This window comes from Nocardia sp. NPDC003269, from assembly GCF_042888005.1.
GTDB lineage: Bacteria > Actinomycetota > Actinomycetes > Mycobacteriales > Mycobacteriaceae > Nocardia.
Genome location: NZ_JBIAPA010000003.1, coordinates 1,170,473 through 1,182,882, shown reverse-complemented (window position 1 = coordinate 1,182,882; position 12,410 = coordinate 1,170,473). Strand labels below are relative to the sequence as shown.

Sequence of the window (12,410 nt, the reverse complement as noted above, 5' to 3'; positions counted from 1 at the left end):
AGAGGGCTAGGCCGGGTCGGCGATCGGGCGGGGAGCGCCGGCGAAATTCGGGGCGCGACGGGTGAGCATCGCGGTCATCCCCTCCAGGAAGTCGGCGGAGGTGAGCAGTTCGGTCTGGCCGTGCTTCTCCCGCGCGAGCGCCCCGTCGAGTTCGGACAGGGTGGCGGCGTTGATCGCGGCCTTGGTCAGCTCGAGCGCCCGCCGGGGGCCCGTCGCGAGCTTCGCGGCGACGGTGTCGACGTGCTCGGTGAGGTCGGCGGCGGGCACGCTGCCGGTGATCAGGCCGGCCGCGGCGGCCTCGGCCGCGGGCAGGCGGGCGCCGAGCAGCGCCATCTCCGCGGCCCGCGCCCGTCCCATCGCCGCCGCGACCAGCGCCGTCGCGCCTCCGTCGGGCATCAGGCCGATGGAGGTGAAGGGCAGCAGCAGGTAGGTGTCCTCGGCGGCGTAGATGAGATCGGCGGCCAGCGCGATCGAGGTGCCCACCCCGGCGGCGGGGCCGTTGACCTGCGCGATCACCGGGAGTGGCGAGTCGACGATCGCGCGGATCACGCCGTTGGCGGTGTCCATCACCAGCTCCGGCGACGCCTCGTTGCCGCCCGCGGCGGCCGCCGCGGCGAGATCGGCGCCGGTGCAGAACGCCTTGCCCGCGCCGGTCAGCACGATCACCCGGGTGGTCGGGTCGTCGGCGGCCGCCCTGATCGCCTGGGACAGTTCGGCCATGGTGGCGAGGTCGACCGCGTTCATCCTGGCCTGGCGATCGATGGTGATGCGCAGGACGCCGTGTTCGGCGTCGACGTGCAGGCTATCGCTCATCGGGCGACCGCCTCGACGATGCTGCCCGACAGCCGGCCCGCGATGAGGTCCTCGGCCTCGCGCACGATGCGCGCGACCAGATCACCGCAGGTGGGGATGTCGTGGATCAGGCCCTGACACTGGCCGACGCTCCAGATGCCCGCGTCCACATCGCCCTCCTCGTAGACCTTGCGGCCCCGCGCGCCCGCGACGAGATCGCGCACGTCGGCGAAGGTGCCGCCGCCGCGCTCGATCTCGACGACCTGGCGGCTGACGGCGTTGTCGGCGACCCGGGCGGTGTTGTTCATGGTCCGGAAGATCAGTTTGGTGTCGAGCTCGGTATTGGCGACGATCTGCTCCTTGACCGCGTGCGCGATCGGCGACTCGACCGTGCACAGGAACCGGGTGCCCATGTTGACGCCGTCGGCGCCCAGCGCCATCGCGGCGACCAGGCCGCGCGCGTCGGCGATGCCGCCGGAGGCGATCATCGGGATCTCGAGTTCCCGTGCGGCGGCGGGGATCAGCACCAGGCCCGGGGTGTCGTTCTCGCCGGGGTGACCGGCGCATTCGAAGCCGTCGATGCTCACGCCGTCGACGCCGACCTGCTGCGCCTTGAGCGCGTGCTTGACGCTGGTGCACTTGTGCAGCACCTTGATCCCGGCGTCCTTGAGGAAGGGCAGGTGGGTGGCCGGGTTGCCGCCCGCGATCTCCACGATGGGCACGCCGCCGTCGATGATCGCCTGCCGGTACTCCTCGTACGGCGGCGGCGTGATCGACGGCAGGATCGTCAGATTCACCCCGAACGGCTTGTCGGTGAGGTCTCTGGTGCGGGCGATCTCCTCGCGCAGCGCCTGTGGCGTCGGCTGGGTCAGCCCGGTGACGATGCCGAGGCCGCCCGCGTTGGACACGGCCGCGGCGAGCTCGGCTCGGCCGACCCACATCATGCCGCCCTGCACGATCGGGTGCTCGACACCGAAAGCCTCGGTGAATCGGGTGCGCAACATCGCGCCCTCCCTCCGGATTCGACGTTCCCGTCGGCCGCAGTCCGCTGGGAATGCTTTGCAACCGACGAGAACCATGATTAACTTAACGAGAATTGTGATTAACTTAACGGCGGTCGGCGCGACCTGTCAACAGTCCGCGCCGCCCTGTTGGATCCCAGGAGCGTCCCGCTCGGCCGTCCGGCCGCGGGATGATCACCGAGTTGGCCGAAGGATGGTCGAGGATGACCGAAACCCCCACTACCGCACCTATTTCTGCGACAATGATCGCCACCTCGAACCCGGCGACGGGCGAGCCGGTCGGCAGCTGGCCGGTCGACGACGCCGCCGCGGTTGCCGCGGCGGTCGAGCGTGCCCGCGTGGCGGCGCAGACCTGGCGTGAACTCGGGTTCACGGAGCGGAAGCGGGCCTTACAACGATGGGCCGCCCACCTCGTCGTCAATGTCGACGAGTTCGTGGCGCTGATCAGCGCCGAGAACGGCAAGACCGCCGACGACGCCTACCTCGAGGTGGTCACCGCCGTCGAGCACCTGAACTGGGCCGCCGTGAACGCCCGCAAGATCCTGGGGCCGAAGAAGGTGTGGCCCGGAATGATGATGGCCAACCACGAGGCCGTGATCGAGCAGCGCCCGCACGGCGTCGTCGGCGTGATCGGGCCGTGGAACTACCCGGTGTACACGCCGAACGGGTCGATCGCCTACGCGCTGGCCGCGGGCAACACCGTCGTCTTCAAGCCCAGTGAGCTGACCACCGGCGTCGGCCACTGGTACGCCGACGCCTTCGCCGCGGCGAATCCCGCGCTGCCCGAGGGCATTCTGAGCGTGGTGAGCGGTCCGGGGGAGACCGGCCGGGCGCTGGTCGAGTCGGGCGTCGACATGATCGCGTTCACCGGGTCGACCGCGACGGGCAAGCGGATCATGGCCGCGGCCGCCGCGCGCCTGACCCCGGTCGTACTGGAATGCGGTGGCAAGGACGCCGCGATCGTGGCCGAGGACGCCGACATCGCGGCCGCCGCCGACGCGATCGCCTGGTCGGCGATGGCCAACTCCGGGCAGACCTGCGTGGGCACCGAGCGCTGCTACGTCGTCGCCTCCGTGCTCGACGAGTTCCTGGCCGAGCTGACCGAGCGGGTCACCGACCTGCGGCCGGGCTCCGGCACGGACGCCTCCTACGGTCCGATGACGCTGCCGAGCCAGGTCGACGTGATCACCAAGCATGTCGAGGACGCGCTGGCCAAGGGCGGCACCGCCGTGGTGGGCGGGCCCGCATCGATCGAGGCGCCGTTCGTCGGGCCGATCGTGCTGCTCGATGTGCCGGAGGACTCGATCGCGGTCCGCGAGGAGACCTTCGGGCCCACGCTCACCGTGCGCTCGGTGCGCAATGTCGAGGAGGCGATCGAACTGGCCAACGCCTCCGAATACGGGCTGGCCTCCTCGGTGTTCTCGCGCAAGCGCGGCATGGCGATCGCCCGGCAGCTGCGGGCGGGCGCGACCTCGGTGAACAGCCCGGCCGCCTACGCGGCGATCCCGGCGCTGCCCTTCGGCGGTGTCGGCGAGTCCGGGATCGGCCGCATCCACGGTGCCGCCGGCCTGCTCGGGTTCACCCGGCCGCATTCGATCGCGCGGCAGCGCTTCGTGATTCCCGGCATGGCGTTGCTCTCGTTCGCCCGCACCGAGTCGACGCTGTCGACGGTGCGCAAGCTCACCGCTCGCCGCTTCGGGCGAGCCAAGTAGACCCATCCATCGATCGGTACGGAAAGAAGAGGGACAGTATGGGCGTCGAATTCAGCCCGGAACAGAAGGATTTCGCCGCGGCCGTGGCCGCGTTCGCCAAGCGCGAGGCGGGGACGCGGGAGCAGCGCGACGCGCTGACCGAGCACGACAGGGAACAGCACAACCCCGGCGTGTACGCGAAGATGGCCGAGCTCGGCTGGCTGGGGCTGACGGTGCCCGAGGAGTACGGCGGCTCGGACGCCTCGATGGTCGACATGTGCATCCTGCTCGAGGAGTCGCTGCGCGGCATGCTGCCGATCGGCGCGATCGGCCCGACGCTGATCACCGGTGGCGCCTACGCCAAGTTCGGCACCGAGGCGCAGAAGGACAACGTGCTGCGCGGCATCGTGCGCGGTGCGTCGCAGTCGATCTCGATGTCGGAGCCCGAGGCGGGCTCGGATGTGGGCAACCTGTCGACCAAGGCGGTCAAGACCGCCGACGGCTGGCTGATCAACGGCCAGAAGACCTGGTGTTCCAACGCGCACATCTCCGAGAACATCCTGCTTGTCGCGCGGACCTCGAAGGAGGGCGGCAAGCACGAGGGCATGACGATGTTCCACGTGCCCGCCGATACGCCCGGTCTGCAGATCTCGCCGATCGAGCTGATGGGCAATCAGAAGGAGACCAACGACCTGTACTTCACCGACTGCGTGCTCCCCGAGGACGCGGTGGTCGGTGAGGAGGGCAACGGCTGGCGTCAGCTGATGACCGGGCTGAACTTCGAGCGGCTCATCCTGGCCGCCATGAGCCTGGGCGCCGCCGAGCGCGCGTTCGAGGACACGATCGCCTTCGTCACCCAGCGCAAGCAGTTCGGCCGCCCGGTCGGCTCGTTCCAGTCGCTGCGGCACCGCCTCGCCGATCTGGCCACCGAGATCGAGTGCACCAAGCTGCTGATCTACAGCGTGGCCAAGGAGGCCGACGCCAACCCGACCAAGGTGCTGGCCAGGGAGGCGTCGATGGCGAAGCTGAAGGCCACCGAGGTCAGCAAGCGGGTGGCGCTGGAAGGCATGCAGATGATGGGTGGCTACGGCTACGCCCGCGAGTTCGACATGGAGAAGCACGTCCGCGGCGCGCTCGTGTCGACCATTTTCGGTGGTACCAGCGAGATCCAGCGCGACATCATCGGTCGCACCCTGGGTCTGTAGCGGCCCACCGACCCCTCGTCGCCGCACCCTCTCCCGGCGGCGGCGAGGGGTCAGGCGTGGCCGAACAGCGTGGTGCGGTGCAGCGTGGTGACGCGGTTGCGTGGCGCGATGCCGTCGTCGCCGAACGCGCGGCCGAGGTCGACGACCAGCGCGAACCCGGCATGGACGAGGATGCGGGCCTCGGCGTCGGAGAGCTCGGGGCGGACCTGGACCAGGAGCTTGGTCCACTCGGCGATGACCAGCTGCTGGATGTGGTGCAGCGTCACCCGGTCCTCGGCCGCGACATTGCCGAATTCGGCGTAGTAGACGTAGGTCAGCGCCCGCTCGGCGAACGAGCCGTCGACATACAGGTCGATCAGGCCCGACAGCGCGTCGGCGGGGGTGGCCGACGCGGTCACCATCGGGCCGATCGCGCCCGAGACGATATCGGCCGCGCGCCGGAAGGCGGCGGCGAGCAGGTCGCTCTTGCTGCGGTAGTAGCGGTACACGGCCGAGGCGGTGGCCAGCTCGGCGGCGGTGGCGATGTCCTCCACGCTGACGTTCTGGTAGCCGCGCTCGTGGAACAGCTCGACCGACTTCGTCAGCAGTACTTCGTGCATGAACGGCGATCCCGGCTCCGGCTCGGGTGGGGCCGGCGTCGGCTCCGGTGCGGGCAGCTCGACGTCGATCAGGGCCCGGCAGGTCGCCGCGAGCAGGGGCGTGAGCAGCCGGGTCGGCAGCGTCGCGTGGTGATCGCCGATGCTGCTGACCACGCTGAACACCGCGACCGAGCGGACCGCGACATCGTCGCGGGCGAATTCGGGGTGCAGCTCGCGGACGATGGCGCCGAGCAGGCGCACGGCCTCGGCGAACTTGTCGTCGAGGGCCTGGCGGTCCTCGTCGTCGAGGTAGCGGCGTTCCCAGCGGACCAGCGCCGTGGTGGACCGGTTGCCGATGGTCTTGGCGATGATGGCGTCGATGACATGATCGAGGCGCTCCCGCGGGGTCCAGCTCGCGGCGTCGTCGGGCAGGGTCACCGCCTGCACGGTCACCTCGGCCAGCCGGAACAGCTCCTCGCGGAAGAGGGCGTACTTGCTGCGATAGTGCCGGTACAGCGCCGCAGAGCTGATGCCGAGCCGACCGGCGATGTCCTCCATGCTCACACCGTGATACCCGTGCGCGCCGAACGCGCTGGCCGCTTCCGCCGCGATCTGGGCGCGCCGGTTCTTCGGCCGCCGCCGCACCACCCGCTCCGGCGCCGCCGTCTGCGGACCGGCCTCGGGCGTCTTCGTCTCGGCCCGCTGCTCGGTATGGTCGGTGACGCTCATGGATCGATCGTACGGAGCCGCGCGGCCCGCCCCGATTCGTGGGCGGCGCACCGCGTGTCTATTCGGCGGTGGCGCGGCTGGTGTCGCGGGAGAACTGGACGGCGAGGGCACCGAGAATGAGCACCAGCGTCAGGACGACGAGCCACGCCGGGAGCCAGTAGGCGGCGATCGCGGCCAGACAGAGCACGACGGCGCCGACGACCCGGGGGATCCAGCCGGTGCCGGTCTCGCGGCGGAAGTAGAAGGCCTGGGACAGCAGGTAGACGGCGGGCCCGACCAGGACGAGGACGCCCGCGGTCCGCGCGGCGGGCGCGTGGGCGTCGGCCAGCAGGGTCTCGGCGCCCGCGGCGAACACGACCAGGCCCGCGACCACGCCGTAGATCGCGCTCAGGCCGCGATGGACGGCGGCGATCGGGTCGGAGCTGCCGGTCAGCTGGTCGACCACCTGCTGTTCGGCGCGGGCGAAGTACATCTGCCACAGGCAGACCAGGGCGAGGAAGAAGCCGAGGGCCAGGGTCAGGGTGAGCGCGTCGTCGTGGTGGTCGGTGATCACCCGGCCCAGCGTCAGTACCGTCTCGCCGAGCATGATGATCAGGAACAGGCGCATCCGCTCGACGATGTGCTCGGCATCGAAAGTCAGTGCGCCGCTGCGCATCCGGTGACCGGGCAGCGGATGCGCCAGCCAGGTGCCGATCAGGTCGATCGCCGCCGCCACCGCCCAGCACCCGAGCCGGGCATCCGGGGGCAGCGCGGCGCCGACCAGCCAGAACGGCGTCGACACCACGAACCAGAGCAGGACCCGGCCGAAGTGCGCGCGCAGCGGCGGATTCGGCGCGGTGAGCGTCGCGTAGGCCGACGGCCCGATCAGCGCCGCCAGCATCGGGACGACGAACAGCCAGGGACTGTCGTCGAAGGCGTGCGCGATCCCCGCGTTCGCGAACAGGCCCAGCCCCATCACGACCACCGTGACCACCTGGGTGCCCCGCCGCTCGATGTCGAGCATCGTGACCTCGAAGGTGGTGAAGGTCCAGATCCCGACCACCGCGATCAGCGCCACCAGGGTCTCGGCCGCGCCGCGCCAGGTGAGGTGGGCGACGAAATGGTGGGTGAGCTGACCGAGCGCCAGTACGAACACCAGGTCGAAGAACAGTTCGAGAGGGGAGACCGCGCGGGCGCCGGGTGTGCTGTGCGCGTTCATCGGCGCCCTCCTCCGGTCCGGCCCCCGCGCCGGTGATGCTAACGCGCGAAGGCCCGCCCGCGGTGCCGACACCGCGGGCGGGCCTTCGTCGAGTGGAGTCAGCCGGTCACCGCGGTGTTCTCGACCGCGGGTTCGGGGGCGTCGGCGGTGGCGCGCGGCAGGGTGAACGTCGCGGCGACCGCGAGGATCGCGATGACGAAGCAGGCCAGCGTGTACCAGAGATTGCCGATCGGATCGCCGTTGGCGGTCTCGCCGTTCACCGCGTCGAAGAAGTCGGGCAGCGCGGCGAGCCAGAGGCCGGCGAACACCACCAGGTACACCACGGCGTAGCGCTGGACGAACGGGTTCGTGTAGCGCGGTTCCGCCGACTCGCCCCGGCGCAGGTCCCGCCACCGGCGGACCAGCACGACCGCCGCCACCACCGACAGCGTGATCAGCTCCAGCGCGTAGACCACGCCGCGCACCGTCGTACTGCCCGCGCCCAGCACCGTCGCGGGCAGCGGCAGCAGGAAGGTGCCGACCGAGGCCAGCAGGCCGATCACGACGGTGCGCCAGACCAATTCGACGCCGGAGAAGTCGCGGCCCTGGTCGACCTGGCGTCCGACGAAGTACTGCACGCAGAACGCCAGCGACATCGGCCACAGCGCCGCGAACACCACGACACTGCCCACCGGGACCGAGTCGAACATCGGCTGGTTGATGGGATTGTCGATCGACCACTCCCACCACCGCAGCTGCGGCCCGAGATGGTCGAAGATCTCGTAGAACGCGTGGTGCACGAAACCCACGCAGGTCGCGCCGACGAGGACGCCGTAGCGGCGGAAGACGCCGAGCATCCGGACGATCCCGAAGGCCAGCGTGGCCATCAGCGGATAGATCGCGACGATGTAGATCGGCAGCCTGCCCCACAGGAAGTCGACGGTGAACACGTTGTGCGCGAACATCGTGTCGACGTGGTCCTCGATGCCGAACGCGGCCGGGAAGTACAGCGGCGGCTCGATGACGAACAGGTAGGCGGTCGCGCCGAACCACAGCACGAGATCGGTGGGGTCGCCGTGGCGGCGCAGGCGCACGATCGCGTAGACGAGCGCGAGCACCGCGCCGACCACGATGGTGAGTTCGAGAACGGGCAGCGTCCAGTTCTCCAGGGCGAACGGATTGCGGAACTCGACGAGCCCGCCTGCCTCCGCGCAGGAGAACCCGAGCTGGGTGGCGAGATCGGCGAAGGTGGGGGAGCAGTGCTCGGCCATCGGGGTGCTCCTAGGAACTCACGGAATCGGCGGTGTACCAGCGGGTCACGTCGTAGCCCTCGTCGTAGCGGCGGAACCACTCGTCGGCGAGCGCGGGCAGGTTCTCGTGCGCGGGATTGTGCCGGGGCATCTGGCTGCGGATGATGCCGCCCAGTGCGACGAGCTGTTCGCCCAGGCCCAGATCGTCGAACGCGCGCGGCATGGTGCCGTTGTCGGCGGGCCGCAGCCCGGGCAGCAGCCGGCGCAGGGTCTGTCCGCGCCGGTAGTTGGCGAACATCGACAGCGCGTCGACCTGCCGATCCGCCAGTGGCACATGCTCGTTGAAGCCCTCGCAGGCCACCCGGATCACCTGCAGCACGTGCCGGAAGATCGAGGGCGCCACCCGCATCCGGTACAGCTCGCTGTTCACCACCGAGTTGAAGATGATCAGCGCCGAACTGCGGTGCTCGACCTCCTCGACGAAGTGCCAGATGAACAGCGAGGCCACCCGGTCGTCGCCGGGGGCGAACAGGCTCGCGTCGTTGTCGAGCATCAGCTTGAACACCGGGGTGAAGGTGGCCTCGAGGTCGGCGGTGTAGGCGAGGCGGTACTTGACCGGGGTGCTCGCGGTGAGCTTGTCGAACTCGGCGATCACCGCGTCGAGGGTCTGCTGCAGGCCGGGGTAGCGGCGGATCAGCGCCTTCACGTGCTGGCGGTGCGCGGTCGAGTGCTGACCCTCCTGCCGCATGAACGCGTCGGCCTCTTCGGCCACCTCGGGGTCGGTGATCTGCGGCTTCGCCTGCGTGATCAGCTGCACGATCATCTTCTCGAAGCCGATCGCCAGGAACGAGACGGCATTGGCCATGGAGGAGAAGGCCGGGTTCTGCGGGTTCCACAGGAACGGCACATCGTAGTCGGCGAAGGCGAAGTCCATTTTGCGGACGTGGAGATCGGTCACGGTGGAGTACCTCGTTGTTCTCGGGCGTGCGCGAGCCGCTCGGCTGGAGTGACGTAATCATACGAATGTATATCCGAGTGTATGATCACTTTCGCGGAATTCGCGCTGACCTGGGGTTGTGCTAGCGTCCACCCGGTGGCGCGCAGACGTGGATGGGGTGGCAGTCCACCGGCGGACGACGCGGAAGCGTCGCGCCGGATCATCGCCGCCGCAGTGGATCTCATCGGCCGGACCGGGGCGGAGATCAGCATCGCCGACGTGGCGGAGTCGCTCGGCGTCATCCGCCAGACCGTCTACCGGTATTTCCCCAGCGCCGACGCGCTGATGACGGCCGCGGCCATCGCCTCGGTGGACGGCTTCCTCGACCGGCTGACCGCGCACGTCACCGGCCTCGGCGACCCGGCCGACGCGATGATCGAGGCCGTCGTCTACACCCTCACCGAGGTCCGCCGGACCCCGCACCTGGGCATCCTGCTCTCGGGCTCGTACTCGAGCCAGCACGCCGACCGCATGACCTCCGACGAGGCGCAGGCCTTCGGCATGACGATGATCCGGCGCTTCGATGTCGACTGGGCCGCACACGGATACGACGACGCGGCCCTGCGCGACCTCGTCGAATACGCGCTGCGCACCATGCAGTCGTTCTTCCTCTCGCCGGGCGATCCACCGCGGACCGACGACGAACTCCGGCGCTACCTGCGCCGGTGGATGGGGATCGCGATCAGCGCCCAGACGGCGGCGACGCCGGGTCGATGAGATCGGCCAGGGCGGTGTCGACATCGGGCCCGGTGAGCGGGTGCCGGACGCTGCGCAGAACCAGTCGGCGCGGTCGCGGGCAGTCCGGCGGTCCGGAATCGGCATCGGTGGGCACGATGCGCGCCGGGGCACCGAGGCGGTCGCGCACCCGGGTCAGCAGGTCGTAGCGGCTCACCGCCTCCGGGCCGGCGAGGTGGACCACGCCGGTCTCGTCGAGCAGTTGCTCGAGCAGGGGCGCCAGGCTGGGCAGATACAGCGGGGTGCCCACGATGTCGGTGCGCGCCTCGAGTGCGGGCGCGGCGAAGCGGGCGAGGAACTTGTCCGAGCGGGGGCTGCGGCCGTAGACGAGCGGGAGCCGGACGACGAGGTGCCCGGTGCGGGCCAGCACCCGGTGTTCGGCGGCGGCCTTGGTGCAGCCGTAGACGTTGATCGGGGTGCGCAGCGCGGTCTCGTCGTAGGTGTCGCGGGTGCCGTCGAAGACGTTGTCGGTCGACAGGTAGACGAGCTTGGCGCCCGCGTCCTCGACCGCGTCGAGCAGGGCGGCCATCGGCGCCACGTTGATCGCGAAGGCGGCGTCCGGATCCCGTTGGGCGGCAGCCAGATCCACGATGCCCGCGGTGTGGATCACCACGTCGACGCGGTCCGCGACGAGCGCGCGGACCGCGCCGGCGTCGGCGAGATCGAGCGGGACCAGCCCGGATCCGCCGCGGCGGCTGGTCCCGACGACCTCGTGGCGCGTGCCGAGTTGCGCGAACAGTGCGCCGCCGACGAAGCCAGAGGCGCCGAGAACCAGGATCCGCATCGTGGTCAGCGGGCCTGCCAGTTGGGCTTGCGCTTCTCGGCGAAGGCGAGGGTGCCCTCGCGCACGTCCGCCGTGCGGGCGACGCCCATGATCTCGCGGTTGGTGAGGTCCCAGGCGGCGTCGTCGTCGATCTTGCCGTCGACCAGCCCCAGCGCGACCCGCTTGCTCGCCTGCACCGCCAGCGGCGCGTTCTCGGCGATCCGGCCCGCCAGCTCGAGCGCGGCGTCGAGGACCAGGTCGGCCGGGACCACCCGATTGATCAGCCCGAGCTCGAGCGCCCGGGCTGCGGTGATCGGTTCGCCGGTCAGGATCATCTCCATGGCGACCTTGCGCGGCAGCTGCTCGGGCAGCCGGAACGCGCCACCGGCGGCCGCGAACAGGCCGCGGGCGACCTCGGGCAGGCCGAAGGTGGCCGTCTCGGCGGCGACGGCGAGGTCGCTGGCCAGGACGAGTTCGGTGCCGCCGCCGAGGGCGAAGCCGTTGACCGCGGCGATGGTCGGCTTGCTGATCGGGTGGCGGACGTAGCCGGCCAGGCCCCACTGCTCGTTGCCCGGCGCCAGGATGTTCTCGCCGCGACCGAGCGCCTTCAGGTCGGCGCCGGCGCAGAAGGCGCGTTCGCCGGCACCGGTGAGCACGACCGCGCGGACCTGCGGATCGGCCTCGGCCTGTTCGAGCGCCGCGCCCACACCCGTGCTGACCTCGGCGTCGACCGCGTTCATGGCCTGCGGCCGGTTGATGACGACGACGAGCACGTGCTCGCGTTGCTCGACGAGGACTGCGCTCACGAGGAACTCCTTGACTCTCCGCCTGTCCGCCGTGTCGCGTGACAGGTCACCCCGAGATGTATCACGCCGGGGCGCGGTGGGTCCCGGGATCGCGCTACTCACCGGTTCTCGCGCGGTCGCCGGACACTGTGGAAAACTCGGGGAGGAAATTTTCGGTCGGTTGTCGATCGGTGTCGTCGCCCGTTCGACCTAGGGATGAACAGGGACCCACCCGGGTCCACACCTACCCGAGGAGACAGACCATGAAGTACATGCTGATCATGCGCGCGACCGACGACGCCTGGGCCAAGGCCGCCGAGCTCGACTTCGACGAGATGCTGGAAACCATGGGCAAGTTCAACGACGAGCTGATCCGGGCCGGCGTGCTGGTCGCCGCCGAGGGCCTCGACGACCCCGCCGAGACGGTGGTCGTCGACTACGCCTCGGAACCGCCGATCGTCACCGACGGCCCCTACGGCGAGACCAAGGAACTGTTCGGCGGGTACTACATCCTCGATGTCACCTCCAAGGAGGAGGCGGTGGAGTGGGCCAAGCGGATGCCGATGACCGGTCCCGGCGTCAAGACCGAGATCCGCCGCGTCCCCAGCATCGAGGAGTTCCCGCAGGACAACAAGTGGATCGTGAAGGAGCGGGCCTGGCGCGAGGACACCGGCCAGCTCTGAACC

At 70.1% G+C, this 12,410-nt stretch carries 12 protein-coding genes; 4 read left to right on the top strand and 8 right to left on the bottom strand.

Annotated features, from left to right (window positions below; all coding sequences use genetic code 11):
* Window positions 1–6 precede the first annotated feature (6 nt).
* Window positions 7–813: an enoyl-CoA hydratase-related protein gene (locus ACFYWJ_RS25480; protein WP_355281865.1), complete on the bottom strand. Its 807-nt coding sequence runs from the start codon at window positions 811–813 to the stop codon at window positions 7–9.
* The gene (locus tag ACFYWJ_RS25475; protein WP_355281868.1) at window positions 810–1,796 is read right to left on the bottom strand and encodes a nitronate monooxygenase family protein; all 987 of its coding nucleotides are present in this window, start codon (window positions 1,794–1,796) and stop codon (window positions 810–812) included. The genes ACFYWJ_RS25480 and ACFYWJ_RS25475 overlap by 4 nt, the downstream gene beginning before the upstream one ends.
* 221 nt (window positions 1,797–2,017) lie before the next feature.
* On the opposite strand from ACFYWJ_RS25475, the gene ACFYWJ_RS25470 reads away from it, so the two are divergent.
* Both ACFYWJ_RS25470 and ACFYWJ_RS25465 read left to right on the top strand, forming a co-directional pair.
* Window positions 2,018–3,526 carry an aldehyde dehydrogenase family protein gene (locus ACFYWJ_RS25470; protein WP_355281870.1) on the top strand — a complete coding sequence of 503 codons (1,509 nt, stop codon included), beginning with the start codon at window positions 2,018–2,020 and terminating at the stop codon, window positions 3,524–3,526.
* Window positions 3,527–3,564: 38 nt separating this feature from the next.
* Window positions 3,565–4,710 carry an acyl-CoA dehydrogenase family protein gene (locus ACFYWJ_RS25465; protein ID WP_355281872.1) on the top strand — a complete coding sequence of 382 codons (1,146 nt, stop codon included), beginning with the start codon at window positions 3,565–3,567 and terminating at the stop codon, window positions 4,708–4,710.
* Window positions 4,711–4,760: 50 nt separating this feature from the next.
* Here ACFYWJ_RS25465 and ACFYWJ_RS25460 read toward each other — a convergent pair whose 3' ends face one another.
* The 4 genes from ACFYWJ_RS25460 to ACFYWJ_RS25445 form a co-directional block, all read right to left on the bottom strand.
* Complete coding sequence (locus ACFYWJ_RS25460) at window positions 4,761–6,017, bottom strand: TetR/AcrR family transcriptional regulator (protein WP_355281875.1); 1,257 nt, start codon at window positions 6,015–6,017, stop codon at window positions 4,761–4,763.
* A 58-nt stretch (window positions 6,018–6,075) separates the two neighbouring features.
* A complete protein-coding gene (locus ACFYWJ_RS25455; protein ID WP_355281878.1) occupies window positions 6,076–7,215 on the bottom strand; it encodes a low temperature requirement protein A in 1,140 nt (379 codons plus the stop codon).
* Between the two features lie 98 nt (window positions 7,216–7,313).
* Entirely contained in the window at window positions 7,314–8,465 is a 1,152-nt protein-coding gene (locus ACFYWJ_RS25450; protein ID WP_355281880.1) for a hypothetical protein, read from the bottom strand.
* Window positions 8,466–8,475: 10 nt separating this feature from the next.
* Window positions 8,476–9,402: a metal-dependent hydrolase gene (locus tag ACFYWJ_RS25445; RefSeq protein ID WP_355281883.1), complete on the bottom strand. Its 927-nt coding sequence runs from the start codon at window positions 9,400–9,402 to the stop codon at window positions 8,476–8,478.
* A gap of 135 nt (window positions 9,403–9,537) precedes the next feature.
* Here ACFYWJ_RS25445 and ACFYWJ_RS25440 point away from each other — a divergent pair, with 135 nt between their 5' ends.
* Complete coding sequence (locus ACFYWJ_RS25440; protein WP_355281886.1) at window positions 9,538–10,158, top strand: TetR/AcrR family transcriptional regulator; 621 nt, start codon at window positions 9,538–9,540, stop codon at window positions 10,156–10,158.
* On the opposite strand, the gene ACFYWJ_RS25435 is transcribed toward ACFYWJ_RS25440, so the two are convergent.
* Window positions 10,124–10,960 (bottom strand): SDR family oxidoreductase, encoded by an 837-nt coding sequence (locus ACFYWJ_RS25435; protein WP_355281888.1) that lies wholly within the window; start codon window positions 10,958–10,960, stop codon window positions 10,124–10,126. The genes ACFYWJ_RS25440 and ACFYWJ_RS25435 overlap by 35 nt on opposite strands.
* A 5-nt stretch (window positions 10,961–10,965) precedes the next feature.
* Window positions 10,966–11,745, bottom strand: coding sequence for a crotonase/enoyl-CoA hydratase family protein (locus ACFYWJ_RS25430; RefSeq protein ID WP_355281891.1), 780 nt, complete (start codon window positions 11,743–11,745; stop codon window positions 10,966–10,968).
* Between the two features lie 242 nt (window positions 11,746–11,987).
* On the opposite strand from ACFYWJ_RS25430, the gene ACFYWJ_RS25425 reads away from it, so the two are divergent.
* Entirely contained in the window at window positions 11,988–12,407 is a 420-nt protein-coding gene (locus tag ACFYWJ_RS25425; protein ID WP_355281893.1) for a YciI family protein, read from the top strand.
* Window positions 12,408–12,410 lie beyond the last annotated feature (3 nt).

Bases quoted from the DNA above. Each gene is read 5' to 3' on its own strand.
- ACFYWJ_RS25480 (WP_355281865.1), bottom strand. From the start codon at position 813: ATGAGCGATAGCCTGCACGTCGACGCCGAACACGGCGTCCTGCGCATC.
- ACFYWJ_RS25475 (WP_355281868.1), bottom strand. From the start codon at position 1,796: ATGTTGCGCACCCGATTCACCGAGGCTTTCGGTGTCGAGCACCCGATC.
- ACFYWJ_RS25470 (WP_355281870.1), top strand. From the start codon at position 2,018: ATGACCGAAACCCCCACTACCGCACCTATTTCTGCGACAATGATCGCC.
- ACFYWJ_RS25465 (WP_355281872.1), top strand. From the start codon at position 3,565: ATGGGCGTCGAATTCAGCCCGGAACAGAAGGATTTCGCCGCGGCCGTG.
- ACFYWJ_RS25460 (WP_355281875.1), bottom strand. From the start codon at position 6,017: ATGAGCGTCACCGACCATACCGAGCAGCGGGCCGAGACGAAGACGCCC.
- ACFYWJ_RS25455 (WP_355281878.1), bottom strand. From the start codon at position 7,215: ATGAACGCGCACAGCACACCCGGCGCCCGCGCGGTCTCCCCTCTCGAA.
- ACFYWJ_RS25450 (WP_355281880.1), bottom strand. From the start codon at position 8,465: ATGGCCGAGCACTGCTCCCCCACCTTCGCCGATCTCGCCACCCAGCTC.
- ACFYWJ_RS25435 (WP_355281888.1), bottom strand. From the start codon at position 10,960: ATGCGGATCCTGGTTCTCGGCGCCTCTGGCTTCGTCGGCGGCGCACTG.
- ACFYWJ_RS25425 (WP_355281893.1), top strand. From the start codon at position 11,988: ATGAAGTACATGCTGATCATGCGCGCGACCGACGACGCCTGGGCCAAG.